The sequence below is a fragment of the Stutzerimonas chloritidismutans genome (assembly GCF_020783375.1).
In the GTDB taxonomy this organism is placed as follows: Bacteria; Pseudomonadota; Gammaproteobacteria; order Pseudomonadales; family Pseudomonadaceae; genus Stutzerimonas; species Stutzerimonas kunmingensis.
On sequence record NZ_CP086067.1, the window covers coordinates 1,532,102 to 1,558,513 of the forward strand.

Annotated in this window: 28 protein-coding genes; 17 read left to right on the plus strand and 11 right to left on the minus strand. The window is 65.0% G+C overall.

The genetic code is table 11. The annotated features are described in order from the left end of the window. Positions 1-76 precede the first annotated feature (76 nt). The 4 genes from LLJ08_RS07140 to ytfE form a co-directional block, all read right to left on the minus strand. A complete protein-coding gene (locus LLJ08_RS07140) occupies positions 77-268 on the minus strand; it encodes a hypothetical protein (RefSeq protein ID WP_023446761.1) in 192 nt (63 codons plus the stop codon). A gap of 68 nt (positions 269-336) precedes the next feature. Beyond that, positions 337-1,020, minus strand: a complete 684-nt coding sequence (locus LLJ08_RS07145) for a Crp/Fnr family transcriptional regulator (RefSeq protein WP_003299699.1) — start codon at positions 1,018-1,020, stop codon at positions 337-339. 134 nt (positions 1,021-1,154) lie between these two features. Further along, complete coding sequence (locus LLJ08_RS07150) at positions 1,155-1,670, minus strand: hypothetical protein (protein WP_014820942.1); 516 nt, start codon at positions 1,668-1,670, stop codon at positions 1,155-1,157. Further along, on the minus strand, positions 1,667-2,386 hold the full coding sequence (gene ytfE / locus LLJ08_RS07155) for an iron-sulfur cluster repair protein YtfE (protein ID WP_228208570.1): 720 nt from the start codon (positions 2,384-2,386) through the stop codon (positions 1,667-1,669). The genes LLJ08_RS07150 and ytfE overlap by 4 nt, the downstream gene beginning before the upstream one ends. 145 nt (positions 2,387-2,531) lie before the next feature. On the opposite strand from ytfE, the gene norR reads away from it, so the two are divergent. The 5 genes from norR to ubiT all read left to right on the plus strand — a co-directional run bounded on the left by norR (position 2,532) and on the right by ubiT (position 6,931). Further along, positions 2,532-4,058 carry a nitric oxide reductase transcriptional regulator NorR gene (gene norR / locus LLJ08_RS07160; protein ID WP_228208912.1) on the plus strand — a complete coding sequence of 509 codons (1,527 nt, stop codon included), beginning with the start codon at positions 2,532-2,534 and terminating at the stop codon, positions 4,056-4,058. Positions 4,059-4,130: 72 nt separating this feature from the next. After that, the gene (locus LLJ08_RS07165) at positions 4,131-4,340 is read left to right on the plus strand and encodes a hypothetical protein (RefSeq protein ID WP_003299695.1); all 210 of its coding nucleotides are present in this window, start codon (positions 4,131-4,133) and stop codon (positions 4,338-4,340) included. Between the two features lie 202 nt (positions 4,341-4,542). Then, a complete protein-coding gene (ubiU, locus tag LLJ08_RS07170) occupies positions 4,543-5,538 on the plus strand; it encodes a ubiquinone anaerobic biosynthesis protein UbiU (RefSeq protein WP_228208571.1) in 996 nt (331 codons plus the stop codon). A 14-nt stretch (positions 5,539-5,552) separates the two neighbouring features. Continuing rightward, a complete protein-coding gene (locus LLJ08_RS07175; protein ID WP_003299692.1) occupies positions 5,553-6,443 on the plus strand; it encodes a U32 family peptidase in 891 nt (296 codons plus the stop codon). Further along, a complete protein-coding gene (gene ubiT, locus LLJ08_RS07180; protein ID WP_003279700.1) occupies positions 6,437-6,931 on the plus strand; it encodes a ubiquinone anaerobic biosynthesis accessory factor UbiT in 495 nt (164 codons plus the stop codon). The genes LLJ08_RS07175 and ubiT overlap by 7 nt, the downstream gene beginning before the upstream one ends. A 232-nt stretch (positions 6,932-7,163) precedes the next feature. Here the strand turns inward: ubiT and LLJ08_RS07185 are convergent, their stop codons facing one another. Both LLJ08_RS07185 and LLJ08_RS07190 read right to left on the minus strand, forming a co-directional pair. Next, positions 7,164-7,550, minus strand: a complete 387-nt coding sequence (locus LLJ08_RS07185; protein ID WP_003299688.1) for a putative zinc-binding protein — start codon at positions 7,548-7,550, stop codon at positions 7,164-7,166. A 99-nt stretch (positions 7,551-7,649) separates the two neighbouring features. Beyond that, on the minus strand, positions 7,650-8,327 hold the full coding sequence (locus LLJ08_RS07190; RefSeq protein WP_228208572.1) for a Crp/Fnr family transcriptional regulator: 678 nt from the start codon (positions 8,325-8,327) through the stop codon (positions 7,650-7,652). A 230-nt stretch (positions 8,328-8,557) separates the two neighbouring features. Between LLJ08_RS07190 and LLJ08_RS07195 the strand changes: the two genes are divergently transcribed. From LLJ08_RS07195 to LLJ08_RS07205, 3 genes are all read left to right on the plus strand, one after another. Next, positions 8,558-10,576 carry a ribonucleoside triphosphate reductase gene (locus LLJ08_RS07195; RefSeq protein ID WP_228208573.1) on the plus strand — a complete coding sequence of 673 codons (2,019 nt, stop codon included), beginning with the start codon at positions 8,558-8,560 and terminating at the stop codon, positions 10,574-10,576. 74 nt (positions 10,577-10,650) lie between these two features. Then, on the plus strand, positions 10,651-10,806 hold the full coding sequence (gene nrdD, locus LLJ08_RS07200) for an anaerobic ribonucleoside-triphosphate reductase (RefSeq protein WP_003279708.1): 156 nt from the start codon (positions 10,651-10,653) through the stop codon (positions 10,804-10,806). Next, positions 10,803-11,498, plus strand: a complete 696-nt coding sequence (locus LLJ08_RS07205) for an anaerobic ribonucleoside-triphosphate reductase activating protein (protein WP_042926192.1) — start codon at positions 10,803-10,805, stop codon at positions 11,496-11,498. Before nrdD ends, LLJ08_RS07205 begins: the two co-directional genes overlap by 4 nt. A gap of 46 nt (positions 11,499-11,544) precedes the next feature. Here LLJ08_RS07205 and LLJ08_RS07210 read toward each other — a convergent pair whose 3' ends face one another. From LLJ08_RS07210 to LLJ08_RS07225, 4 genes are read right to left on the minus strand one after another with little or no spacing between them, the layout of a single operon-like run. Next, entirely contained in the window at positions 11,545-12,921 is a 1,377-nt protein-coding gene (locus tag LLJ08_RS07210; protein ID WP_228208574.1) for a 4Fe-4S binding protein, read from the minus strand. Further along, positions 12,918-13,775 (minus strand): FTR1 family iron permease, encoded by an 858-nt coding sequence (locus tag LLJ08_RS07215; RefSeq protein WP_228208575.1) that lies wholly within the window; start codon positions 13,773-13,775, stop codon positions 12,918-12,920. Before LLJ08_RS07215 ends, LLJ08_RS07210 begins: the two co-directional genes overlap by 4 nt. Positions 13,776-13,797: 22 nt before the next feature. Next, positions 13,798-14,136 carry a cupredoxin domain-containing protein gene (locus LLJ08_RS07220; protein ID WP_003299677.1) on the minus strand — a complete coding sequence of 113 codons (339 nt, stop codon included), beginning with the start codon at positions 14,134-14,136 and terminating at the stop codon, positions 13,798-13,800. Then, the gene (locus LLJ08_RS07225) at positions 14,136-14,669 is read right to left on the minus strand and encodes an iron transporter (RefSeq protein WP_014820933.1); all 534 of its coding nucleotides are present in this window, start codon (positions 14,667-14,669) and stop codon (positions 14,136-14,138) included. Before LLJ08_RS07225 ends, LLJ08_RS07220 begins: the two co-directional genes overlap by 1 nt. Before the next feature lie 272 nt (positions 14,670-14,941). On the opposite strand from LLJ08_RS07225, the gene mdtD reads away from it, so the two are divergent. The 4 genes from mdtD (at position 14,942) to LLJ08_RS07245 (ending at position 19,751) form a co-directional block, all read left to right on the plus strand. Next, entirely contained in the window at positions 14,942-16,369 is a 1,428-nt protein-coding gene (mdtD, locus tag LLJ08_RS07230; protein WP_041014500.1) for a multidrug transporter subunit MdtD, read from the plus strand. A gap of 232 nt (positions 16,370-16,601) precedes the next feature. Further along, positions 16,602-16,862 carry a hypothetical protein gene (locus LLJ08_RS07235; RefSeq protein WP_003299674.1) on the plus strand — a complete coding sequence of 87 codons (261 nt, stop codon included), beginning with the start codon at positions 16,602-16,604 and terminating at the stop codon, positions 16,860-16,862. A gap of 106 nt (positions 16,863-16,968) precedes the next feature. Then, entirely contained in the window at positions 16,969-18,795 is a 1,827-nt protein-coding gene (edd, locus tag LLJ08_RS07240; protein ID WP_228208576.1) for a phosphogluconate dehydratase, read from the plus strand. After that, complete coding sequence (locus LLJ08_RS07245; RefSeq protein ID WP_228208577.1) at positions 18,792-19,751, plus strand: glucokinase; 960 nt, start codon at positions 18,792-18,794, stop codon at positions 19,749-19,751. Before edd ends, LLJ08_RS07245 begins: the two co-directional genes overlap by 4 nt. A gap of 76 nt (positions 19,752-19,827) precedes the next feature. On the opposite strand, the gene LLJ08_RS07250 is transcribed toward LLJ08_RS07245, so the two are convergent. After that, positions 19,828-20,697: a MurR/RpiR family transcriptional regulator gene (locus LLJ08_RS07250; RefSeq protein WP_014820929.1), complete on the minus strand. Its 870-nt coding sequence runs from the start codon at positions 20,695-20,697 to the stop codon at positions 19,828-19,830. A 171-nt stretch (positions 20,698-20,868) separates the two neighbouring features. Here LLJ08_RS07250 and zwf point away from each other — a divergent pair, with 171 nt between their 5' ends. From zwf to LLJ08_RS07275, 5 genes are all read left to right on the plus strand, one after another. Further along, on the plus strand, positions 20,869-22,338 hold the full coding sequence (gene zwf, locus LLJ08_RS07255) for a glucose-6-phosphate dehydrogenase (protein ID WP_228208578.1): 1,470 nt from the start codon (positions 20,869-20,871) through the stop codon (positions 22,336-22,338). After that, complete coding sequence (pgl, locus tag LLJ08_RS07260; protein WP_228208579.1) at positions 22,325-23,038, plus strand: 6-phosphogluconolactonase; 714 nt, start codon at positions 22,325-22,327, stop codon at positions 23,036-23,038. Before zwf ends, pgl begins: the two co-directional genes overlap by 14 nt. Positions 23,039-23,056: 18 nt before the next feature. After that, positions 23,057-23,794 carry a bifunctional 4-hydroxy-2-oxoglutarate aldolase/2-dehydro-3-deoxy-phosphogluconate aldolase gene (locus tag LLJ08_RS07265; RefSeq protein WP_228208580.1) on the plus strand — a complete coding sequence of 246 codons (738 nt, stop codon included), beginning with the start codon at positions 23,057-23,059 and terminating at the stop codon, positions 23,792-23,794. 70 nt (positions 23,795-23,864) lie between these two features. After that, positions 23,865-25,493: an NADP-dependent glyceraldehyde-3-phosphate dehydrogenase gene (locus tag LLJ08_RS07270; protein WP_228208581.1), complete on the plus strand. Its 1,629-nt coding sequence runs from the start codon at positions 23,865-23,867 to the stop codon at positions 25,491-25,493. A 12-nt stretch (positions 25,494-25,505) separates the two neighbouring features. After that, a complete protein-coding gene (locus LLJ08_RS07275) occupies positions 25,506-26,369 on the plus strand; it encodes an aldo/keto reductase (protein WP_221103938.1) in 864 nt (287 codons plus the stop codon). Positions 26,370-26,412: the final 43 nt, after the last annotated feature.

The following is a 26,412-nucleotide window of genomic DNA, read 5'->3' on the forward strand; positions in this document are numbered from 1 at the left end:
CACATCCGCTTCAGCACGGGGCGGCGTTTCACTGCGAAGCGACTATCCGCTGTAGACATCATTGGGTGGGGCGCCATCAGAACAGATGGCGTGGCAGCCAGACGATCATCACCGCGCAGAAGACGCTGAGACCGATGCAGAACCACAGGAAGCGCCGCTGCCGGCGCTCCGGGGCACTGTCGGCGTGCTCCGGCAGCGGCATGCCGCAGTTGCTGCATTCGGCTTGCTTCGGCGGGTTGTCCTGCTGGCAGTACAGGCATCTGGGCATGGCGGCGCTCCTCTCGGTCGTTGAAGCCTGACACGGCGGAAAAATCGCAGGCTTTGACGACGATCAACTCACTCGAACTGCTCGAGCCGCTGGCGATCGAGGATAGCGATCTGCCGGCCTTCCTGGGTGATGATGCTCTCGTCGATCAGTCGCCGAATGATCCGCGAAAACGTCTCCGGCTGGATCGACAGGTGCCCGGCCACCAGCTGCTTGGCCATCGGTAGCTCGAAGCTGTTGCTGCCGTCCTTCACTCGCGCCAATTGCGTCAGCAGATAGCGCACCACGCGGTGGGTGGCGTTCTTCAGCGACAGCGTTTCGATCTCGTTGATGCGCTGGTGCAGGCGCACGCAGAGCTTGCCGAGCAGGGCGAAGGTGAGGCGCTGGTTGGCTTCCAGCAGGCGCATGTAGGCCGCGTTGGAGAACCGGTAGACCTGCGACGGGCAGACCGCCTGGGCCGAGGCCACGTAGTTGGGCGTGTCCATCAGCATCATGGCTTCGGCAAAGGTCTGGCGGTTGCCGATGACCTCGAAGACCTTCTCCTGGCCGTCGGGCGTCAGGCGGTAGACCTTAACCGCACCGGAGATGACGAAGTAGAAGTTGTGTGCCGGCTCGCCCTGGTGGAACAGGTTGTCACCCTTGTCGAGGTTGAGCAGTTGGCTGGCATTGAGCAGTTCTTCCATCTGCTCTTCATTCAGCGGTTCGAACAGGTGGTGGCTGCGGAGAATCTGGTGGTGTACGCGGTGAAGCACCATGCAAGGCGTCCTGTTTCAATTGAACAACAACAAACGTCGGCCTTCAGCCTAGCGCATGTGATGGGCGATGACGCAGGTTAGAAGTTGATGACGGTCATGATCTGGCCATACGCGGCTCGGTACCGCGTCGGCGATCAGTGCAGATGAGCGACGAATCCGTCACGCCATACCGGCTCGGCAAACAGCTGCGGATAACGTTCCAGTGCGTCGAAAATGCGCTGCAGGCCCTGTTCACGCTGCTCGGCATCGGACAGCGCCTCGGCGCCCTTGAGCAGGTCGATCAACAGGCCATGCAGCGCATTGTCAGCGGCTTCCGGCAACTTGCAGTTGGCGATGAGATAGCTGGTCGCCGCTTCGATGTCGCGTTGCAGCGCGGCCGCCGACTCGTCACTGACCGGCTGGCCGGGGGCACTTGGCATGCTGCGTTGTACGGCTTCGTGGATACGGGTCATGCCTTCGCGCAGAGCGGCGTCGGTGGCCCAGCGCTCGCCTGGCGTAGCTTGGGCGGCGACGGGTGTTGGGTGGCTGTGATCGTGTGCAGTGGCCGCCTGCGCCGTGCCGACGGCCATGCTCAGGGCGAAGCTGCTGGCCAGCGCGACGACCGAGGCCATTGCCACGCCCCAGGCGATAGGTTGCAGATACTGTTTCATGACTGAGCCACCTCGATACGTTGTACGCCTTCGTCGCTCGCTGTCGGCGCGATCATTTCCGCGTTACGGAACAGCACGTTGTTCTCCAGGTGGATGTGCTGCATCAGGTCGCTGCGCATCTCCTCCAGCCCGCGATACAACGCGCGCCAGGTATTGCATGCGTTGGCCGGTGGGGTGATGTCGTTGGTCAGCGTCGCCAGCTGCTCCAGCGCATTGCCGTGCTCCTGATGCTCGTAGCGCATTACCGAGATCGGCCCCTGCGCCTGCGGGAAGCGCATGCCGCGCTGCAGCATCGGGAAGAGAATCTGTTCCTCCTTCAGCATGTGGCTTTCCAGCTCCTGCTGCATGTGCCACAGGTGTTCGGCGAGACCGTTGGGGCATTCGGGGCGGCTGCCATGGACCTGCTCGACCCGGCTGGCCAGGCGAATCAGCTCCGGGAACTGGTCGCGATGCCGCTCATGAAAGCGCGCCAGGATGTATTCGATCAGCTGGCCAGCGGGCTCGGCGCGCCAGTCCTTCTCGGACTCTTCCGGCTCGAGGGCGAGCAGTGCGCCAGCGATGATGTGCGGATCGACATCGATTCGCGCCGCGGCCTCGCGCAGCGGCAGGTCGCCACCGCAGCAGAAGTCCAGGCGGAACTGGCGGAATACCCGGGTGGCACCCGGCACCGAACATGCGAGATTGCCGAGGGTCTGGTCGATTAGGTCGGTGGTCATGGCAGTGGTCCTGATGGATATGGCCAGTCCATCGCAACAGCCGTGCCAGGCGCCGACACCGCGGAAACTGGCGACTGCGACACGCTGCTGGTGGAAATTACCCGAAGCGGTTATGGTTCTAAAAACCATGAGGGTATCCAGCACCATGATGGCTGACGCATTGCTTGCCGACCTGACCACCGAATTGCCCAACGCGGTGCGCCTGCAACGTCTGGTGCACACCCTGCACCAGCACTTTCGCTGCGGTGCCGTCGTGCTGCTGCGCCTCGACGAGGACAGCCTGCGCCCGCTGGCGGCAGTAGGGCTGGTGCAGGAGGCGCTGGGCCGGCGCTTCGTCGTGGCGCAGCATCCGCGTCTGGCGGCGATTCTCTCCCAGCGCGAGCCGACCTGGTTCGAGCCCGACAGCCGCCTGCCGGACCCCTATGACGGTTTGCTCGACGAGCACATTGGCGAGCCGTTGCCGGTGCATGACTGCATGGGCGTCAGCCTCTACGTCGAAGGCAAACTGTGGGGGGCGCTGACGCTGGATGCGCTGCATGCCGGCACCTTTGGCGATGACGCCCGCTGCGACCTGCAGCGCTACACCCTGGTGATCGAGGCCGCGGTGCGGGTTACCCGGCTGGAGCATGAGAATCGCGGTCTGCGCCTGGCGCGTAGCGACGTGATGGAAGCCGCACTCGATCATGGCGATGGCGAAATTCTCGGTCAGAGCGATGTGATCCGCGAACTGCTGCGCGAATTGCAGGTGGTGGCTGATTCCGAATTGCCAGTGCTGCTGCTGGGCGAGACCGGTGTCGGCAAGGAGCTGTTCGCGCGCTGGCTGCATCGGCATTCGCGGCGGCGCAACAAGCCGCTGGTGCACGTCAACTGCGCGGCATTGCCCGAATCCCTGGCCGAGAGCGAACTGTTCGGCCACGTCAAAGGCGCGTTTTCCGGTGCCACCACCGATCGGCCCGGTCGTTTCGACGCTGCCAATGGCGGCACGCTGCTGCTCGACGAGGTTGGCGAGCTGCCGCTGACGGTGCAGGCCAAGCTGCTGCGCACCTTGCAGAATGGCGAGATTCAGCGCCTCGGTGCGGACAAGCCGCGCCAGGTCGATGTGCGCATCATCGCCGCGACCAACCGCAACCTGCGCGAAAGCGTGCGTGACGGGCATTTCCGCGCCGATCTCTATCACCGGCTGTCGGTCTATCCGGCGCCGATTCCACCCTTGCGCGAGCGTGGCAACGACGTGCTGATCCTCGCCGGGCACTTCCTCGAACTCAATCGCGCGCGGCTGGGGCTGCGCAGCATGCGACTGTCGCCGGCCGCCGAGCGCGCTCTGCTGGCCTATTCCTGGCCGGGCAACGTGCGCGAGCTGGAGCATGTGGTCAGCCGCGCGGCGCTGCGCCTGCTCAGCCGTGGCGCGTCGCGCAGCGAGATCCTGACGCTGGAGCCCGATCTGCTGGACCTGGACAGCCATGCCGTCGGTGTGGTCTCGGCGCAGGTGGTCGATGAGCCGGTAGTCGCCGACGAGGTGCTGCCGCTGCGCTACACCGTCGATGCTGCCCAGCGCCAGGCCATCGTCCGGGCGCTGGAGGCCAGCGGCGAGAACTGGGCGCAGGCCGCCCGCCTGCTGGATGTCGACCCGAGCAACCTGCACAAGCTGGCGCGACGGCTGAAGCTCAAGTAGCGCCCGTCGGCCGGCGAGAGTCGCAGACGACCTGCCATGGTCTAACCTCATATCACAACCGAGGAGAGCTCCATGGCACTGGACCAGAACGAATTCGAAGCACTTTTGAGCGAGGCGCAGGCCTTCGCCGAGCGCGCCGCCAGCGAAAACAATCCGCTGCACTATCGCGACGCCTTCGCTGCGAGCCTGAAGGCCATACGCCTGCTTGGTGAGGAGTCCGGCGCATGGCGGCAGATGGTCGCCCGTGCCACCGAGGAATTCGAGGGCGACGAGGGCATTTGAGGCAATTGCTCGCCAGCCATGGCACGGCTGGCGCGCACCTTCCGCTGCATTTCGTCGCAGTCGCGACGTCCGAGCAAACTTGACCCCTATCAATGCTGGCCAATGGTCAGCTGCCTAGACTGCCGGCTGTTTTCCGTTCAGCCGAACGACCGCTACGCCATCGGTGCGTGGCGCGCATGTACCCGAATGTCTAGGAGTTGTCATGCACCTGGTCTGCCCGGCAGGAAGCCTGCCCGCGCTCAAGGCCGCCGTCCAGCAGGGCGCCGATGCCATTTATGTCGGATTTCGCGACGACACCAACGCCCGCCATTTCGCCGGCCTCAATCTCGATGAAAAGCAGCTCGACAAGGGTCTGCAGCTGATCCGCGAGAAGGGCCGGCAGCTGTATATCGCCGTCAACACCTATGCCCAGCCGGACGGCTGGAATCGCTGGCAGCGCGCCGTGGATCAGGCCGCCGACATGGGCGTGGATGCGCTGATCGCGGCCGACCCCGGCGTGCTCGGCTATGCCAGCAAGCGCCATCCCAAACTCAATCTGCATCTGTCGGTGCAGGGGTCGGCTACCAATGCCGCCGCGCTGGGCTTCTATCAGCAGCGCTACGGAATCAGCCGCGCTGTGCTGCCGCGGGTGCTTTCGCTCAAGCAGGTCAAGCAGGTCGCGGCGAGCAGCCCGGTGCCGATCGAAGTGTTCGCCTTTGGCAGCCTGTGCATCATGGCCGAGGGTCGTTGCCATCTGTCTTCGTACCTTACCGGCGAATCACCCAATCTCTGTGGCGTCTGCTCGCCGGCCAAGGCGGTGCGCTGGAGCGAGGAGCCGGAAGGGCTGACCTCGCGCCTCAACAACGTACTGATCGACCGCTACGCCGAAGGCGAATCGGCTGGTTACCCGACGCTGTGCAAAGGGCGCTTCATGGTCAATGGTCAGCGCTTCCACGCGCTGGAAGAACCCACCAGCCTGAACACCCTGGATCTGATCCCCGAGCTTTCCGCCATCGGCGTCACCGCGATGAAGATCGAGGGCCGCCAGCGCAGCCCGGCCTATGTCGAGCAGGTCACTCGGGTCTGGCGCGCGGCGCTGGACAGCTATCTCAAGGCGCCGCAGCGCTACGCGGTCGAACCCGGCTGGCGGCAGGTGCTGGATGGCCTGTCCGAAGGCTTGCAAACCACCCTGGGTGCCTATCACCGGGCCTGGCAATGAACGAGGAGTCACCCATGAAACTTTCTCTGGGCCCGGTGCTGTTCTACTGGGATCGCCAGCAGACGCTGGACTTCTACGCCAACATGGCCAGCCAGCCGCTGGATGTTATCTACCTCGGCGAAACCGTTTGCTCCAAGCGCCGCGCGCTGATGCTCGATGACTGGCTTGGTCTGGCCCGTGATCTGGCTGAAGCCTCCTCGGCGCAACTGGTCTTGTCCGGCCTGACCCTGGTCGAAGCCGCTTCCGAGCTATCCAGCCTGCGCCGCCTGTGTGACAACGGCGAGCTGCTGGTGGAAGCCAATGACATGGGCGCGGTGCAGTTGATGTCCGAGCGCAAGTTGCCCTTCGTCGGCGGCCCGGCGCTGAATCTCTACAACGGCCACGCCCTGGCCGAGCTGGTGGCCAGCGGCATGACCCGCTGGGTGCCGCCGGTGGAAGCCTCCGGCAAGCTGATCAAGAGTGCCCGCGCGCAACTGCAGGAGCTGGGCGTGGCGCTGCCGGAAATCGAGATATTCGCCTACGGTCATCTGCCGCTCGCCTATTCGGCGCGCTGCTTCACCGCCCGTGCCGAGAACCGGCCGAAGGACGACTGCCAGTTCTGCTGCCAGAACTATCCCGAGGGCATTCCGCTGCTGAGCCAGGAGGGTGAGGCGCTGTTCACCATCAACGGTATCCAGACCATGTCCGCAGCGGTCAGCAACCTGCTCGCCGACTACGCGGGCCTGGTCGACAGCGGTGCCGATCTGCTGCGCCTGAGCCCGCGTGCTGCCGGTATGGACGAGGTGATCGCTGCCTTCGATGCGGTGCGCAAGGGCGCGCTGCCGCCGCTGGCGGTGGACGGTTGCAATGGGTATTGGCATGGCCAGCCGGGCATGCTACGCGCCGAGGAGGCCGGATTATGCTGAATCCACGTGCCCATCTGGTGAATCTCGGCGGGCGGCTGTTGCCGCTTGCGGCCAAGACGCCATTCCTGCTCCAGCGCCTGGCGCTGGAGCGCAGCCTCAATCAGGTATTCGCCGAAGCACTGAGCGACGGCGCCTTCGATGTGCTTGACGGCCACTGGATGAAGCTCGAAGTCGCCGACCTCGGCCTTGCCTGGTGCCTGACCTGCGAGCGCGAGCAGCTGCGCATTGCGGCGCAGGCACCGGTGGAGGTGACCATTCGCGGCAACTGGCGCGAATTCCTGCTGTTGGCCAGCCGTCAGGAAGACCCGGATACGCTGTTCTTCCGCCGCCGGCTGGTTATCGAGGGTGATACCGAGCTGGGCCTGGCGATCAAGAATCTGATCGACAGTCTCGACCCCGACACGCTGCCGAGCTGGCTGTGGAAACTGCTGCAGGGTGCCGGTGAGGAGGTAGCGGCGGCCGGCCGGGCACAGGCGGCCAGAGCCTGACCGATTGTTCCGCCCGCAGCCGTCGCAAACTGCCTGCGCCCGCAAGGCTCAGGCTGGCGGACCGCCCCGACGATTCGCTGTAGCAGCGAGCCTGCTTTGGATAGCGTCCGGAGGCGGGCCGAGGTATTGGCACCGACCCCGGCGCGGCGCAACAGTGCGGGGGACGGCAGGGCGCGCTACCCGCTGGAACGAACTGTTCTGCGATTCCAGCGACACGCTCAGTCCGTGGGTTTCAGGCCGTGCGCAGCTGCATCCGGTCACTAGCGATAATGTCTTTCATGTCATCGAACAGCGCGCTGATCTCCTCCTCGCTGCAGTCTTCCCGATAGCGCTTGCGCAAGCCGTAGCTGCTGAGGGTGATGTGCACGTCGGGTGTCACGCCGTGCTGCGCGAGGCAGGCTCGGGCGCAATGCATCGGGCAGCCGTCGATGGCGAGAATGGGGCGGCCGGAGTTGGCTTTCTTCACCAGCGCTGCAACGCGCCCGCCGACGCCGGCGATGCAGGACATTTCCGCCAGCCCGGCGCGATCGAGGCGCACCGCCAGGGTGTTGGCCAGCTGCGCGACATTCGAGCAACCGGAGCATGAATAGACCAGGGGCGCAGGCGTTGTGGTGATCATCGCGTTTTCCTGACGGTGGCGTGACGCGGGTCATTTTCCAAGGCGCGCCGTCGACTGGCTTTGACAGCAATCAAGATCACTGGGGCGTTCTGCCGCAGGTCACTCGTCATAGGCGGCGAGCTTGCGGTTGTCGAGAATCTCGATGCGTCGCCGCTGGACCGATATGGTCCCGGCGTCGATCAGCCGATGCAGGATGCGCGAGAAGGTTTCCGGCTGAATGCCCAGTTTCGACGCGATCAAGCGTTTCGGCACATCGAGCACCACCACGCCGCTGTCGTCCTGCTGCGATTGCGCGAGAAAGCGCACCACTCGATGGCTGGCGTTGGCCAGGGTGAGGGTGTCGATCTCGGTCATACGCTGGTGCAGCCGAATGCTCAGGGTGGCGAGGATGTCCAGGCAGATATCCGGGTGCTGCTCGAGAATGCGCCGGTAATGCGGCCCGTGCAGGCTCGCCACCAGGCTGGCCTTTAGCGCGGTGGCGCTGACCGGATAGCTCGGCGTGCCCTTGAACAACAGCGCTTCGGCAAACGATTCACCGGCACGCATCACTTCCACCAGCTTCTCTTGCCCGTCGCAGACTACGCGGTGCAGCTTGATCTGGCCGCTGAAGAGGAAATAGAAGCGATCGGCTTTGTCGCCCTGATGAAACAGCGAGGCCCCCGCAGGCAGGCGCTTCAGGTTGGCAGAGGTGCACACCTCCTGTAACGCCGCCTCGGGCAGTCGGCTGAACAGATGGTGGCGGCGCAATTCCGCGACCAGGGTTTTTTCAGTGAGCATGTGTCCTCCCCCGGACTGAACCGGGTTTATCAGCCTGCATCCTAGGAGCCCGGTGTCCGCCGCTTCCTTGATCACGGACAAGAGTGTCGGCCATGAGCCGTCGGCGCCGTCCGGCGATCACTTGCCTGTGCTTGACGATGATCAATTCGGTAATGAGGTTCCACCTCTAAAGTCACACCATATTGTGTTTTCGGCGAATAAATTCACTACATATGGTTATGGAGGCGTTGATGCCCAGGCAGGCAGAGGTGGCGAAACCGGTTTCACTGCGCAAGCGCGATGGCCGACTGGCGGCGTTCGAAGTGGACAAGATCGAGCGCGCCATCGCGGCGGCAGGCGCGGCGACCGGCGAGTTCGAGTTGGCAATGGCACAGGCATTGGCCGAGGCCGTTCGTCAGCAACTGGCCCATCGCACGGCGGTGGAGGTGGAGCAGGTGCAGGACGGCGTCGAGCGTGCCCTGATGGCAGCCGGCTACTTCGATACCGCCAGGGCCTACATCGTCTACCGCGAACGCCATGCGCGTCTGCGCCGAGATCGCAAGGTGGTGGTCGACGTCGCCGCCTCGATGAACGAATACCTCTCCCGCGAAGACTGGCGGGTGCGCGCCAACGCCAACCAGGGCTACTCACTCGGCGGGCTGATCCTCAACGTGTCTGGCAAGGTCACCGCCAACTACTGGCTGGACGAGGTCTACAGCCCGGAGATCGGCACGGCGCATCGCGAAGGCGATCTGCATATCCATGACCTGGACATGCTCGCCGGCTATTGCGCTGGCTGGTCACTGCGGACCCTGCTCAATGAGGGCTTCAACGGGATTCCGGGGCGGGTTGAGGCCGGCCCGCCCAAGCATCTGTCCAGCGCGCTGGGGCAGATGGTCAATTTTCTCGGCACGCTGCAGAACGAGTGGGCCGGCGCGCAGGCGTTCAGCAGCTTCGATACCTACCTCGCACCGTTCGTGCGCAAGGACAACCTTGGCTTCGCCGAAATCCGCCAGGCCATTCAGGAGTTCATCTACAACCTAAACGTGCCGTCGCGCTGGGGCACGCAGACCCCGTTCACCAACCTGACCTTCGACTGGGTCTGCCCTGAAGACCTGCGCGAACAGATCCCCTACATCGGCGGCGAGGAGATGCCCTTCGCCTACGGCGAGCTGCAGGCCGAGATGGAGCTGATCAACCGTGCCTATATAGAAGTGATGCAGGCCGGTGACGGCCTCGGCCGGGTTTTCACCTTCCCGATCCCGACCTACAACATCACCCACGATTTTCCCTGGGACAGCGAGAACGCCGAGCGCCTGTTCGAGATGACCGCGCGCTACGGGCTGCCGTACTTCCAGAACTTCCTCAATTCGGACATGCAGCCGAACCAGGTGCGTTCGATGTGCTGCCGCCTGCAGCTGGACGTGCGCGAGCTGCTCAAGCGCGGTGGTGGGCTGTTCGGCTCTGCCGAGCAGACCGGTTCGCTGGGCGTGGTGACGGTGAACTGTGCACGCCTGGGCTATCTCTTGCGCGGTGACAAGGCGGCGCTGCTCGAGCAGCTGGATGCGCTGCTGGACATGGCGCGGCAGAGTCTGGAGGTCAAGCGCAAGGTCATCCAGCACCATATGGATGCCGGGCTCTACCCCTACACCAAGCGTTATCTGGGCACACTGCGCAATCACTTCTCCACCATCGGGGTGAACGGTCTGCACGAGATGGTGCGCAATTTCACCGACGACACCGAGGGGCTGCAGACCGCTGCCGGTCGCGCGCTGGCGATCGAGGTGCTCGACCACGTGCGGGCGCGGCTGGTGCAGTTCCAGGAAGACACCGGGCACCTCTACAACCTCGAGGCGACGCCGGCCGAAGGCACCACCTATCGTTTCGCCAAGGAAGACCGCAAGCGCTTCCCCGACATCCTCCAGGCGGGTTCGGCCGAGGCGCCGTACTACACCAACTCCTCGCAACTGCCGGTCGGCTTCACCGACGACCCCTTCGAGGCCCTGGAGCTGCAGGACGAGCTGCAGTGCAAGTACACCGGCGGCACTGTGCTGCACCTGTACATGGCCGAGCAGATTTCCTCGGCCGAGGCCTGCAAGAAGCTGGTACGCAATGCGTTGTCGCGCTACCGCCTGCCGTACCTGACGGTAACGCCCACCTTCTCGATCTGCCCGGTGCACGGTTATCTCGCTGGCGAGCACGAGTTCTGCCCGAAGTGCGATGAGGCGCTGCTGCACAAGCAGCAAGCCGAAGCGGCCGTGGCGGTCTGAGCTGCGATCCCGTGTCACGCCGCTCCAAGAGGTGCGGCGCCGCATAATCAACCCTAAGCAAAAGGAGCGTCACCATGAACCCAGCCAGCCAACTGCCCCAGGACCAGCGCCAACGTTGCGAAGTCTGGACCCGCGTGATGGGCTATCACCGCCCGGTTACCGCATTCAATCCGGGCAAGCAGTCCGAGCATCGCGAGCGCCTGCATTTCACTGAAGCAGCGGCGCGGTGACCGCAGCACTTCGCGTCGGGGGGCTGGTCCCCCTGACCACGCTGGATTTCCCAGACCATCTGGCCTGCGTGCTGTTCTGCCAGGGTTGCGGCTGGCGCTGCCGCTACTGCCACAACCCGCAGCTGATCCCCGCCTGTGGCAGTGAGGAAAAGCCCTGGCCGGAGATTCTCGCCTTTCTCGAACAGCGCGTCGGCCTGCTCGAGGCGGTGGTGTTCAGCGGTGGCGAGCCGACCCTGCAGACCGCGCTGCCCGAGGCCATCGCCCAGGTGCGGGCGCTGGGCTACAAGGTCGGCCTGCACAGCGCCGGCATCAAGCCGAAGCTGTTCGCCAACATCCTGCCGCTGGTGGATTGGGTCGGTTTCGACATCAAGGCGCTACCCGAGCACAGCAGCGCGATCACCGGCGTGGATGGCAGCGGCAAGGCCAACTGGAAGAGTCTCGAACACCTGCTGGAAAGCGGCGTCGAGCATGAGTGCCGGACCACCGTGCACTGGCAACTGTTCGACGCCGACATGCTGTGGGACATGGCTCAGCGCCTGCGCCGGCTGGGTGTCGAACGCTTCGCCGTGCAGTGCGTGCGCACCGCGCGCATGCTCGACGACAGCCTCGCCGAGAGCCGCGCACCCTACGATCAGCAGCGCCTGTGGGAACGGCTGGACCAGCTGTTCCCTTCGTTCGTTTTGCGAGGTTAGGTGTATGTGGGCCGCAGCGGGCGGCCCACTCAATGCCTCATCGACCTCAGCTCCAGCCCCAGAACTGCAGCCACCAGCCATAGCCCACCAGCGCGCAACCGGCGTTGACGCAGGCGAACGCCAGCAGCCGGCGCAGGCCGTTGCCGCCGTGACGGCTGATCACGTTCCAGGCCAGGTACAGACTCCACGCCACGGCGCCGATCAGCAGCGCGGCGCGAGCCGGTTGCGCCCAGGCCAGCAGGAAGCCCTCGTAGCGCAGCAGCTTGACCGTGGTGGCGGACAGGCCGAGAAACAGCCCGGCGCCACCCAGCGGCACCAGTGCCAATGCGAGGTGCTGGAACACATTGTCGCCACGGCGCATCACCCGCACGGCCGCACGCAGCAGCAGCCACAGCGCGCCGCCAACGAGCAACGAGGCACCGAAGATGTAGGTGAGGATCACGGCGCCATCGAGCCAGGTGAAGGCATCGTTGGCCTGCGGATAATGGGTCAGCAGCCACCAGGGCGCGTTGGCTTCCAGCGGCCAGAAGATGTCGCGATCCACCAGCCATTCCGCCGCGGCCTGCTTGAGGGTGATGAACCAGGGACTGACCGTCCACTGGAAGGCGCCCATGGCCAGACCGATCATGCCGAACAGCAACAGGGTGCTGTCCCAGTGATCGCTTTGCTGCTGACCGCCGACGATGAGGATTTCAGAATTGGGCGAACGGGCGCTCAGCTGCACTGCACCGCGCTGGCTGCTGCAGCGGCCGCAGGCATGGCAATCGGCATTGCCCTGCATGCGACGGATGTCGATCAGTGGGGCGCAGTTGGGTGTCGGCAGGTGCGGTTCGCGATTTTCCAGCCAGCGCTGTTCGTCGACCTTGTAGTGCACCGGCGCCAAGCGGGCGAGCAGGGCGAACACGCCGCTGACCGGGCACAGATGGCGGCACCAGACCCGCTTGCCGCGGCCGTAGAGAAAGCCCACCAGCATCGCCGCGACAGTGGAGCCGCCGAGGATCAGCAGTGCCGCCTGGGCATAGTCATAGACGCTGATCAGCTGGCCGTAGACGGTGGTGAGGATGAAGGCGATGGTCGGCCAGCCGCTCCAGCGCACCCAGCGCGGGGTGCGTTTGTTCAGCCCGCGCCAGCTGATCCATTCGCTGAGCGAGCCTTCGGGGCAGAGCACGCCGCACCACAGGCGACCGAAGAAGATCATCGACAGCAGCACGAAGGGCCACCACAGGCCCCAGAAGATGAACTGCGCCAGTACCGTCAGGTTATCGAGCATGCCGGCCTGGGCCGGCGGCAGATCAAGAAAGGCGGGGATCACCAGTAGCGTCAGGTAGAACCCCACCACCAGCCATTGCAGCGTGCGAATGGCTTTCGCATGCTGGCGCAGCAGGTCACCGAGTCGCGCCAGCCACGGCGCCTGGGTGATCATGCTGGCCTCGCAGCGAGCTGCACCTGTGCCCGCGGTTTGAGCCATGTCCACGCGGCGAGCCAGTAAAGGCCCAGAACTACCGCGGCGGCCAGCGAAGGCATGGCGCGATAGCCGGTGAGGCCGGCCAGGGTGCCGCCGAGCGCGCCGCCATCATCCAGCAGGGACGAGGTATCCCAGAGCGGATCGCCGAACACCGTGTACAGCACTTCCGGTACGTCCATACCCATCAGCTGGCCGCTGAAGCGATCCAGCGCGGCCATCAGCAATGCGCCGCCGAGCAGCAGCAACATCACTTCGCTGACCTGGAAGAAACGCCGCCAGCTGAAGTAGCGGCTGCCGGCCTGCAGGGCTGCATAACTGAGCACTGCGAGGACGAAACCGAGTACACCGCCGATGACGAAGCGGGTGAGGTCCATACCCGCCTGCTGGTTACCGATGCCGTAGAGGAACACCACCGTCTCGCTGCCTTCACGGCCCACGGCGAGCATGGCCAGCAGCAGCAGGCCGATGCCGCTGCCCTGGCTGAGCTTTTCCGCAGCGCTGTTCTGCAGGCTGCTCTTCAACGTGCGGCCATGCTGATGCATCCAGCCGACCATGTGCAGGATCAGCAGGCTGGCTACCAGCAGCATCGCGCACTGGAACCATTCGCCACCGCTGCCCGCCAGCCAGTCGCCGGCCTGCAATACGCCCCAGCCCAGCGCAGCGGCCAGACCGAGACCGGCGGCGACACCGGCCCAGAGCATGCGCAGCGCATTGCCCGCGCCTGGTTGCTGGCGCAGCCAGGCATGCAGGATGCCGATGACCAGCAGGGCCTCGACGCTTTCGCGCCAGACGATGAACATGGATTGGCCCATGGGACTCTCCTCAGAAAAGCAACTACTTGGCGACGATCTCGCCTTCGGGAAGATCCATATGGAATTCGTCGAAGAATGGATAGCGGCCCGGCTTCAGCGGGTGGATCACGACGAAGGAGGTCACCCCGGGTGACAGCACCTTCTCGACGCGTAGCGGGGTGCTCTCGAACTCGGTCGGCCCGCTGCCGGCGTTGTGCACGATGATCTTGAAGCGCTGGCGGGCAGGGACTTCGATGGTCGCTGGCTCGAAGTGGCCGTCACGTATGGTCAGCTCGTACGTCGGCAGCGCGGCCTGCGCCGGGCTCGCGAGCCCGACCAGTAGCGGCAGCACGCCGAGCAGCGATTGCCCGGCGCGACGCATCAGTAGCCCCCTTTCTTGCCGATGCCGGCGTAGGTGAACTCGTACGTCAGCTCGCAGCCTTCGAACCAGGGGGCGACGCCGGTTTCCTTGTCGGTGTGGCGACCGAACATGTTGTGCCCCGAGCCTGGCGGCAGGATCTTGTAGGTCAACTGGTACTTGCCTGGGCCGAGCAGCTTGACGTTGTCACCGTAGTGCGGGCCGTCGTTTGCCACCATCGGATGGAAATCGCCTTCGACGACTTCGTCGGAACCCTTCTTGCGCAGCGTGTAGTGGATGCTCAGATATGGCACGAAGCTGCCTTCCTGCCAGCCGTTGCGGTTGTCTTCGGTGGCGCTGATATCGGCCTCGAGATGCACGTCGGACTCGGCCGCGGCACGCATCATGCCCGGTGGGTCCATTTCGACCGGCTGCAGGTACACCGCGCCGACCTCCATGCCGCCGCACTGCTGCGGTTCGCCGATGGGGTATTCCTTCGCCTGGGCGAGCGGGGTGAGCAGCAGGGTGGTGATGGCCAGTGTGGCGGGGATGCGCATTGGGAATTCTCCGGAAACAGAAAAGGACGGAGCGAAGATTGCACTTGCGCTTCCGAATGATAATGATTCGCGTCAATTTCCCAAGAAATATTTTGTTACCGGTGTCTGAATGCAAAGCTGTATGCCGCTGCAGACGGCTGTTTGCGGGCGCTGCAGGCTAACTGCGACAGGTCGTCACAGTGGCACTTGGTGTGGGTGTGCAGGGTGCAGCGACCCGAACCGGCGCCGAACGAATCCTCTAAGATGGTGCACCTTTCGTATCCGGGGACTTCATGCAACCGCCCGTCTCACTCGACGCCCGTACCGCGCGGATTCTTCCGTGGCTGGTGGCCATCGCCTTCTTCATGCAGACGCTGGACGGCACCATTCTCAATACCGCGCTGCCGGCCATGGCGCGCGATCTGGCGGAAAACCCGCTGCGTATGCAGGGCGTTGTGATCGCCTACATGCTCACGGTGGCGTTGCTGATTCCGGCATCCGGCTGGATTGCTGACCGCTTCGGTAGCCGGCGCATCTTCGTGACCGCCATCGTGCTGTTTTCCGTGGGCTCGCTGTTGTGCGCGTTGTCGACCAGCTTCAACCAGCTGGTGGCTTCCCGCGTGCTGCAGGCGCTGGGCGGAGCGCTGATGCTGCCGGTGGGGCGGCTGGTGGTGCTGCGGGCATTTCCGCGCAGCGACTTCGTGCGGATCATGGCCTTTATCGCGCTGCCAGGACTGGTCGGCCCGTTGCTCGGGCCAACCCTGGGTGGCTGGCTGGTGGAGTACGCCTCCTGGCACTGGATCTTCCTGATCAATCTGCCGGTGGGCGTGATTGGCTGCATCGCCGCGCTGCGCTTCATGCCCGATCTCAAAGGGCCCGAGCGGGTGCGCTTCGATACGCTCGGCTTCCTGCTGTTCGGCGCAGCGATGGTGCTGGTCACCATCGCGCTGGAGGGGCTCGGCCAGATGCACATGTCGCATGCCCGCGTGATGCTGCTGCTGTTCGGCGGCGCAGCGTGCATGGCGGCCTACTGGCTGCGCGCCGGGCGCATCGATGCGCCGCTGTTCAGCCCCAAGCTGTTCCATACGCGCAGCTTTGCGGTGGGCATCTTCGGCAACCTGTTTGCCCGGCTGGGTGGTGGCGCGCTGCCGTTCCTGCTGCCATTGCTGCTGCAGGTGGCGCTTGGCTATTCGCCGGCGCAGGCCGGGATGAGCATGATTCCGCTGGCCTTGGGTGCGATGGCGGTCAAATCCCTGGCCAAGCCGATCATCGATCGTCTCGGTTATCGCCGTCTGCTGATCGGCAACACGCTGCTGCTCGGCTGCCTGATCGCCAGCCTGGCGACCATCGATGGACAAACGCCGACGTGGCTGCTGCTGGTGCATCTGGGCCTGATCGGCATGGTCAACTCGATGCAGTTCACCGCGATGAACACCGTCACCCTGGTCGGCCTTAGCCATGCCGACGCCAGTAGCGGCAATAGCCTGCTGTCGGTGGTGGTGCAGCTATCAATGAGCCTTGGCGTCGCCACCGCCGGTGCGCTGCTGGGAGGCTTCACCGTGGACGACGCGCAGGGCAGCGAGGTGCTGCGGGCATTTCAGCTGACGTTTCTCTGCGTCGGCGGTATGGCGATGCTCGCTGCCGCATTGTTCCTGCAGCTGGAACATCGCGACCCTGGCCATGACGACGATGTGCGGCGACCGGTGGACGTCGGCGAGTAATCCTCTGTCGACCCGTAAGGAATCACGACAGGTGGTCGCAGTGGCGCTGCGTCATGCTGGCACATCGCCGGGCGGCCTGCGTGGTCCATAGCCGTCCTTCACTAGCAGATGGCGGCAATGACCTGCTGCAAATGTTTACCTGTGCAAGTAAACATTATCGACCTGTCGTCATAAGCTACATATCGTTGAGCCTCTGGAAGCGGCATTGCGCCGCAAGCAAAGGAGCGAAACGATGAGTGCAATGAGCCTCGCCTGGCTGCTGATCGGCACCTCGCTGTGCGGCGTGATGGTGCTACTGGTACTGCTCTGGCTGCTATGGATGGGCCGGCAGAGCCAATGCCGAGAACTGGAAGTGCTGCGCGAACTGCTGGATGGCCTTGGTCAGGTGATCGTGCGCCTGGAGCAGGACAAGGCTGAGTTGACTTCCGGGCTGCGGGCGGAAAAGGCGCAAGCCGCCCAGCTACGTCGTCAGCTAGAACTCCTACGTCGTTGAGGGTGTAAGTTTGTTGTTTTAATAAACATATTTCTTCGAAATCGTCCCGCTCGTCGTTATGATGCCGCCTGATTGTTTATAAAAACTACAAATCAGGAGGTTTTTCATGCATCCCGTAGTGGTCGAAGTCACCCAGCGCCTGATCGAGCGTAGCCGGCCTACGCGCGAAGCCTATCTCGCCATGGTTCGCGGCGCTGCCAGTGCTGGGCCTGCCCGCAACGGCGCGCAATGCGCGAACTTCGCCCATGGCGTTGCCGGTTGCGGCGCGCAGGACAAGCAGCGCCTGCGGCTGCCGGATGCAGCCAACATCGCCATCGTCACGGCCTACAACGACATGCTCTCGGCGCATCAGCCCTATGAGGACTACCCCGAGCGCCTGCGCCACGCGCTGCGCGATATCGGCTCGGTGGGGCAGGTGGCGGGCGGTGTGCCGGCGATGTGTGACGGCGTCACCCAGGGCGAGCCGGGCATGGAGCTGGCCATCGCCAGTCGCGAGGTGATCGCCATGAGCACCGCGGTGGCGCTGTCGCACAACCTGTTCGATGGGGCGCTGCTGCTCGGCATCTGCGACAAGATCGTTCCCGGGTTGCTGATCGGTGCGCTGCGCTTCGGGCATCTGCCCGCTGTGTTCGTGCCGGCCGGGCCGATGCCGTCCGGCCTGGCCAACAAGGACAAGGCCGCGGTGCGCCAGCGCTATGCCGAAGGCAAGGCAGGTCGCGATGAGCTGCTGGCGGCGGAAATGCAGGCCTATCACAGTCCCGGTACCTGTACCTTCTACGGCACCGCCAACACCAACCAGATGCTGATGGAGGTCATGGGCCTGCACTTGCCGGGCTCTTCCTTCGTCAACCCGGGCACGCCATTGCGCGATGCGCTGACCGCCGAGGCCGCGCGGCAGGTCACTCGACTGACGCCACAGGGCGGCAGCTTCACGCCGCTCGGTGAGCTCGTCGACGAGCGCGTATTGGTCAACGCCATCGTTGCGCTGCATGCCACCGGCGGCTCGACCAATCACACCCTGCACATGCCGGCCATCGCCCAGGCGGCGGGCATCCAGCTGACCTGGCAGGACATGGCCGACCTTTCCGCAGTGGTGCCGACGCTGGCGCGGGTCTATCCCAATGGTTCAGCCGACATCAATCACTTCCATGCCGCGGGCGGCGTCGCGCTGCTGGTGCGCGAGCTGCTCGCGGCCGGCCTGCTGCACGAGGATGTGCATACCGTGATGGGTCGCGGCCTCAATCGCTACACCCAGGAGCCCTTCCTCGAGGACGGTCGGCTGACTTGGCGTGAAGGCGCTGCGGCGAGCCTGGATGAAAGCATCCTGCGGCCGGTCGCGCGGCCGTTCTCGGCCGAAGGCGGGCTGCGGGTGATGAGCGGCAATCTCGGTCGTGGCGTGATGAAGGTGTCCGCCGTGGCGCCCGAGCATCGCGTCGTGGAAGCGCCGGCGCGGGTCTTTGCCGATCAGCTGGAGCTGGTCGAGGCGTTCAAGGCGGGCGAGCTGGAGCGCGACGTCGTTGCAGTGGTGCGCTTCCAGGGGCCGCGTGCCAACGGCATGCCCGAGTTGCACAAGCTGACGCCCTATCTCGGTCTGCTGCAGGACCGCGGTTTCAAGGTCGCGCTGGTCACCGACGGGCGCATGTCCGGTGCGTCGGGCAAGGTGCCGGCCGCGATCCATGTATGTCCCGAGGCAATCGATGGCGGCCCGCTGGCGCGTGTGCGTGACGGCGATCTGCTGCGCGTGGATGGGCAGGCCGGCGTGCTCGAGGTGCTGGTAGATGCTGCCGAGCTGGCCGATCGTTCCCCAGCAGCTGCCCCTGCAGCGCAGGTGCAGGGCTGCGGGCGCGAGCTGTTCGGCTTTATGCGCTCGGCGTTCAGCTCCGCCGAGCAGGGCGCCAGCGTGTTCACTGCGGGGCTGGAGACGCTGCGATGAGGCTGGCGCTGGTCGGAGATATAGGCGGCACCAATGCGCGTTTCGCGCTGTGGCGCGGCTCGCAGTTGGAGGCGGTGCAAGTGCTGGCTGCGGCGGACTTCGAAACCCCGGAGCAGGCAGTCGAACATTACCTGTCAACGCTCGGCCTGGCGCCGGGCAGCATTCGCGCCATGTGCCTGGCCTGTGCCGGGCCGGTCAAGGGTGAGCAGTTCACGTTCACCAACAATCACTGGCGGCTGACGCGGCGCGACTTCTGCGGTGCCCTGCAGCTGGACGAGCTGCTGCTGATCAATGACTTCGCCGCGATGGCGCTGGGCATGACGCGGGTAAGCGAGACGGGGCGGCGCATGATCTGTGCTGGCGAGGCCGAGCTGGATGCGCCGGCGTTGGTTATCGGGCCGGGCACCGGGCTTGGCGTCGCCGCGTTGCTGCCCTTGGGTGGTGGCAGCTGGCGCGCGCTGCCGGGGGAGGGCGGACACGTCGATCTGCCCGTGGCGGATGCGCACGAGGCGGCGCTGTGGCAGATGCTGTTCGCCCAGCTTGGCCATGTGCGCGCGGAAGACGTGCTCAGTGGCGGTGGCCTGTTGCTGCTCTATCGTGCGGTCTGTGCCCTGGCCGGTTTGATGCCGCGACTGGCGTCGCCGGCTGAGGTCACGGCGGCTGCGCTCGCTGGTGATCATGTCGCGGTGGCGACCCTGGAGCAGTTCTGCGTGTGGCTCGGGCGGGTCGCCGGCAACAACGTGCTCACGCTCGGTGCGCGCGGTGGGGTGTATATCGTCGGTGGTGTGGTGCCGCGTTTCGCCGATTTCTTCGCGGCTAGTGGTTTCGCCCGCGGCTTCGCCAGCAAGGGTTCCATGAGCGGCTATCTCGGCGATGTGCCGGTGTGGCTGGTCACCGCTGACTATCCGGGGCTGGAGGGCGCTGGGGTAGCGTTGGAGCAGGCGCTGGCATGCTGATCGGGCGATTTTTCGGATATGTGGCGGCCGGATGTTGTTATAGCAACATCCGGCGTCTCGCGCCGGCGCGGTTGCCTTAGCTCGGCTCTTCATCCGCCGGGTAGCGGCTGGCATTGAGGCTTTCCTTTACCTTGCGCAGGTGCGGCTGGAAATCCACGCCGCGGCGCAGGGTCATGCCGGTGGCGAGCACGTCGAGTACGGTGAGCTGGATGATGCGTGAGGTCATCGGCATGTAGATGTCGGTGTCCTCGGGCAGCGGAATGTTCAGGCTCAGCGTGCTGGCCTGCGCCAGTGGCGAGCCGGCGGCGGTCAGGCCGAGTACCGAGGCGCCGTTCTGTCGCGCGATACGTGCCACCTCCACCAGTTCGCGGGTGCGCCCGGTGTAGGAAATGATCACGAACAGCTCGCCGGTATGCGCCACCGAGGCCAGCATGCGCTGCATCAGCACGTCCGAATGCGCGGTTACTGCCAGGTTGAAGCGGAAGAACTTGTGCTGCGCATCCAGCGCCACCGAGGCCGAGGCGCCGAGGCCGAAAAAGTGGATCTGCCGGGCCTGGATCATTAGGTCGACGGCTCGGCTGACCAGCTGCGGATCGAGGCTCTGGCAGGCGCTATCCAGCGAGGCGATGGCCGAGCCGAAAATCTTGCGCGTGTATTCCGCCGGGCCGTCGTCGGGCTCCACCGCCTGGCTGACATAGGCGGCGCCGCTGGCCAGGCTCTGCGCCAGTTGCATCTTCAGTTCCGGGTAGCCGCTGACGCCGAACGAGCGACAGAAGCGATTCACTGTCGGCTCGCTGACCTGCGCGGTCTGCGCCAGGGTGGCGATGCTGAAGCGGGTGGCCTGCTGCGGGTTGCGCAGGATCACCTCGGCGACCTTGCGCTCGGCCTTGTTGAGGTCTTCGATGCGGCGCTGAATCTGCTCGAGCAGGTTGTGTACGCGGTCCATGTCGGTCCTGATGCGGCTTGCCAATGGGGTGGCCTATCCTACTGAGGGCGGTGCGGAGCGGCCACAGGTATCTAAATTTGCGGCAAATGTTGTTTTTATTACTACATTGAACTTGAATAACAGGGCATCGCCGTGTATTCATAGTGCAGTTTTAGTAGAAGAACAAACATCATGACGCCACTATCTGTCGAACCCTGCACCCTGGCGCTGTTCGGCGCCCTCGGTGATCTGGCCCTGCGCAAGCTGTTTCCCGCGCTCTATCAGCTCGATCGCGCCGGTCTGCTGCCAACCGAAACGCGCCTGCTCGCGCTGGCTCGCGAGAGCGGCGAGGCGGCAAGCCATCTGGCGTTGATCGAAGAACATCTGCGCCGCCACGTCGGCGAACGCGACCTCGATGAAGCCGTGCTTCAGCGCTTCATGGCGCGCCTGGACTACCTGAGCATGGATTTCCGCCGCGCCGAGGATTTTGCTGCGCTGGCGGACAAGGCCGGCAACGCGGATAGCATCGTCGCCTTCTTTGCCACGCCGGCATCTGTCTACGGTGCGATCTGCGCCGGGCTGGCCGAGGCGGGCCTGGCCGAGCGCACCCGCGTAGTGCTGGAAAAGCCCATCGGCCACGACCTGGAGTCGTCCCGCGAAGTGAACGACGCGGTGGCGCGCTTCTTCCCGGAAGACCGCACCTATCGCATCGACCATTACCTGGGCAAGGACACGGTGCAGAACCTGATCGCCCTGCGTTTCGCCAACAGCCTGTTCGAAACCCAGTGGAACCAGAATCACATCTCCCACGTGGAGATCACCGTTGCCGAAACCGTCGGCATCGAAGGCCGCTGGGGCTACTTCGACCAGGCCGGCCAGCTGCGCGACATGATCCAGAACCACCTGTTGCAGCTGCTCTGCCTGATCGCCATGGACCCGCCCAGCGACCTCTCGGCCGACAGCATCCGCGACGAGAAGGTCAAGGTGCTCAAGGCGCTGGCGCCGATTGCGCCGGAGCAGCTCGGTCAGCAGCTGGTGCGCGGCCAGTACGTCGCCGGCAGCATCCTCGGCCGCCACGTACCGGGCTATCTGGAGGAAGAAAACTCCAACACCCAGAGCGACACCGAAACCTTCGTCGCGCTGCGGGCGGAAATCTGTAACTGGCGCTGGGCCGGCGTGCCGTTCTACCTGCGTACAGGCAAGCGCATGCCGCAGAAGCTGTCGCAGATCGTTATCCACTTCAAGGCTCCGCCGCACTACATCTTTGCCCCGGAGCAGCGCCAGCTGATCGGCAACAAGCTGATCATCCGCCTGCAGCCGCAGGAGGGCATCTCGCTGCTGGTGATGACCAAGGACCAGGGCCTGGACAAGGGCATGCAGCTGCGCAGCGGCCCGCTGCAGCTGAATTTCTCGGAAACCTACAAGAGCCCCCGCATCCCCGACGCCTACGAGCGGCTGTTGCTGGAAGTGATGAAGGGCAACCAGAACCTCTTCGTGCGCAAGGACGAAATCGAATACGCCTGGAAGTGGTGCGACCAGCTGATCGACGGCTGGCAGCGCGTCGGCGCCCCACCCAAACCTTACGCAGCAGGCAGCTGGGGACCGGCTGCTTCGATTGCCCTGATCAGCCGTGATGGCAGGAGTTGGTATGACGATCTCTAATCTCGATCTGCCGGTGCAGACCCTGGGTTTCAGCCTTGGTGACGCCGAGCAGCTGGCCGGCGAACTGGCGCTGACCGTGAGCAACGCGCTGCGCAGCGCGATTGCCGAACGTGGCGCGGTGACGCTGGTGCTTTCCGGCGGCCGCAGCCCGATCGCCTTCTTCGAGCGCCTCGCGCAGCAGGAACTGGATTGGGCCAAGGTCACCGTCAGCCTCGCCGACGAGCGCTGGGTGCCGGTCAGTCATCCCGACAGCAATGAAGGCCTGCTGCGTCGCCACCTGCTGCAGGGGCCGGCCGCCGCTGCGCGCCTGGTCGGCCTGTACCAGAGCGCGGCAAGCCTCGAGCAGGCCGCTGAACGTGCCGATAGCGCATTGGCTGAACTGCCGCCCATCGACGTGCTGGTGCTGGGCATGGGCGAAGACGGCCACACCGCCTCGCTGTTCCCGGACAGCCCGAATCTGCAGCAGGCGCTCGACCCGCGTGGCACGCGGCGTTGCCTGCCGATGCAGGCGCCGACTGTGCCGCGCCAGCGCCTGAGCATGACCCTGGCGTTGCTGGCCAGCGCGCGGCTGACGCTGCTCGCACTGCATGGTCGCGGCAAACTGGCCACGCTCAATCAGGCCCTGGCTGGCGAGCCCTATGAAGCGATGCCGATTCGCGCCTTCCTCGCCCGTCCCCTCGAAATCTACTGGTGCCCCTGAGGCCGCAAGGAATCTTCCATGACATCTATCCAAACCAGCGTTGACGCCATGAACGACAAGATCGCCCTGATCGACAAGTGGTGCAGCGCTGCGCGCATCCTGCCGGTGATCACCATCGAGCGTGAGGCGGACATCCTGCCGCTGGCCGATGCTCTGGCCGCCGGTGGCCTGCGCGTGCTCGAGATCACCCTGCGTTCGGCGCTGGGCCTGGGCGCCATTCGCCTGCTGCGCGAGCAGCGCCCGGAGCTGATCGTCGGCGCCGGCACCGTGCTCGACGCCAACATGCTGGAGCAGGCCGAGGCCGCCGGTGCACAGTTCATCGTCTCTCCCGGCAGCACGCCGGCGCTGCTCGAGGCCGCGTTGCAAGGGCCGCTGCCGCTGCTGCCGGGCGTCGCCAGCGCCTCGGAAATCATGCTCGGCTACGCCATGGGCTATCGCCGCTTCAAGCTGTTCCCCGCCGAGATCTGCGGCGGCGTGGCAGCACTCAAGGCGCTGGGCGGGCCGTTCGGTGACATCCGCTTCTGCCCGACCGGTGGCGTCAATGCGCGCAATGCGCGGGATTACCTGAGTCTGGCCAATGTGATGTGTGTCGGCGGTACCTGGATGGTCGATGCCAAGGCCGTGCGTGCCGGCGATTGGGCCGCCATCGAAAGCGCCACGCGCCAGACCCTGCAGGCGCTGGACAGCGCGCCGGCGGCCGAACTGCCGCGCGACTTCGACCTGCGCGCCGAGCGTGCCGAACAGCGCGAGCTGTAATCGTCCCATCCCCTCGCGGCGAGCGAAGGTCCGCCGCATCTTCCCCATCTTCTCGCTACCTGGAGGTTGCATGAGCAACGCGCGCCCGCTTTCCGAGCTTTTCCCCCGTCTGGATGAGATTCCCGAGGCCTATCGTCCGGATGCACCGGTTACGCAGCGCGATTATCTGGTCGATGGCGAGCTGATGAACTGGGACGGTCCTTTGGCCGAGGTACGCAGCCCGGTGTTCCTGCGTGAGGCGGACGGCAGCGAGCGCCAGGTAGTTCTTGGCAGTACGCCGCTGCTGGATGCCGACGCCGCGCTGCGCGCGTTGGACGCCGCTGTCGCCGCCTATGACTACGGTCGCGGTGCCTGGCCGACCATGCGCGTGGCCGAGCGCATTGCCCATGTCGAGAGCTTTCTGGCGCGCATGCGCGAACAGCGCGACGCGGTGGTCAAGCTGCTGATGTGGGAGATCGGCAAGAACCTCAAGGATTCCGAAAAGGAGTTCGATCGCACCTGCGATTACATCGTCGACACCATCCACGCACTGAAGGAGCTGGACCGTAGCTCCAGCCGCTTCGAACTGGAGCAGGGTACTTTGGGGCAGATCCGTCGGGTGCCGATGGGCGTGGCGCTGTGCATGGGACCGTACAACTACCCGCTGAACGAAACCTTCACCACGCTGATCCCGGCGCTGATCATGGGCAACACGGTGGTGTTCAAGCCGGCCAAGTTCGGCGTGCTGCTGGTACATCCGCTGCTCGAAGCCTTCCGCGACAGCTTCCCGGCCGGGGTCATCAACGTCATCTACGGTCGCGGCCGCGAGACGGTCAGCGCACTGATGGCCAGCGGCAAGATCGACGTGTTCGCCTTTATCGGCACGCACAAGGGCGCCGCCGACTTGAAGAAACTGCACCCGCGTCCGCACCGCCTGCGTGCTGCGCTGGGGCTGGATGCGAAGAACCCGGGCATCGTCCTGCCGCAGGTCGATCTGGACAACGCGGTGGAAGAGGCCGTGACCGGCGCGCTGTCGTTCAACGGCCAGCGCTGCACGGCATTGAAGATTCTCTTCGTGCACGAGGCGGTGCTCGATGGTTTCCTCGAACGCTTCGCCGCTCGCGTCAACGCGCTCAAGCCGGGCATGCCCTGGGAGCCCGGCGTCGCGCTGACGCCGCTGCCCGAGCCGGGCAAGACCGATTATCTGCATGCGGTGCTCGAAGACGCCGTGGCCAAGGGCGCGCGAGTGGTCAATGCCGGCGGCGGCGAGTCGCACCAGACCTTCTTTCATCCGGCGGTGCTGAGCCCGGTTGATTCGTCCATGCGTGTCTATCACGAAGAGCAGTTCGGCCCGCTGGTGCCCGTAGTGCCGTACCGCGACCTGCAGGAAGTAATCGACTATGTGACTGCCTCCGACTACGGCCAGCAGCTGTCGATCTTCGGCAACGATCCGGCGCAGGTCGGCGAGCTGGTCGATGCCTTCGTCAACCAGGTCGGTCGCATCAACATCAATGCCCAGTGCCAGCGCGGGCCGGATAGCTATCCGTTCAACGGCCGCAAGAATTCGGCCGAGGGAACGCTGTCGGTACACGATGCGCTGCGGGTGTTCTCCATCCGCACCCTTGTGGCGACCCGTTTCAACGAGGCCAACAAGCAGCTGGTCGACAGCATCATCCGGGAGCGTCGCTCGGGCTTCCTGACCACCGATTACATCTTCTGACGGAGCCTTGCCATGGCCTCGCCCGTGCTCGCCCAGCCGCTGTTGCTGGGCATGATGCGCCTGCTGGAATACCCCGAGCTGGGTGAACCCCAGGCACTGCTGGCGTTCATCGAACGCTGCGTCGAGCGCGGGCTGAACGGTTTCGACCATGCCGATATCTATGCTGGCGGGCGCTGCGAGGCGCACTTCGGCGCGGCCCTGCGTCAGGCGCCGGGGCTGCGTCAGCGCCTGCAGATCATCGGCAAGGCCGACATCGTACCGGCCGGGCAGGATTGTTCGCGCTGGCGGGTCAAGCACTACGACTCCAGCGCCCGCTATCTGCGCCAGGCGGTGGACGGCAGCCTGACGCGGCTGGGTGTCGAGCGGCTAGACGGTTTTCTGTTGCACCGGCCGGACCCGCTGTTGCAGGTCGACGAGGTGGCGGACACGCTGAACGACCTGATCGCCAGCGGCAAGGTCGGCTGGGTAGGGCTGTCAAACTCCGGGGTGTTGCATTGCCAGGCATTGGCGCAACGCGTGCCGCTGCGCTGCAACCAGATCGAACTCTCGCTGCAGGCCCAGCAAGGGGTATGGGACGGCGGTTTGCATGCCTTGCAGGCCGCGGGTCTGCAAGTGCTGGCCTGGTCGCCGATGGCCGGTGGGCGTTTCGGCGAGCGCCTGCGCAGTGCGCTCGAAGAAGTCGCCGCGGATCGGGGCGCAACGGCCAATCAGGTGGCGCTGGCCTGGCTTCGGGAATTGCCCGGCCGCCCGTTGCCGATCCTCGGCAGCCTGCGCTGGGAACGGATCGAGGAGGCGCTGCAGGGCGTCGAATTGGAGCTGGGCCGTCCCGCCTGGTTCTACCTGAGCGAAGCGGCCCGCGGGCATGAGGTGGCGTAGGCAGGGGCTCATCTGTCCGCCATCCAAGGTGGAAAATGCTTCG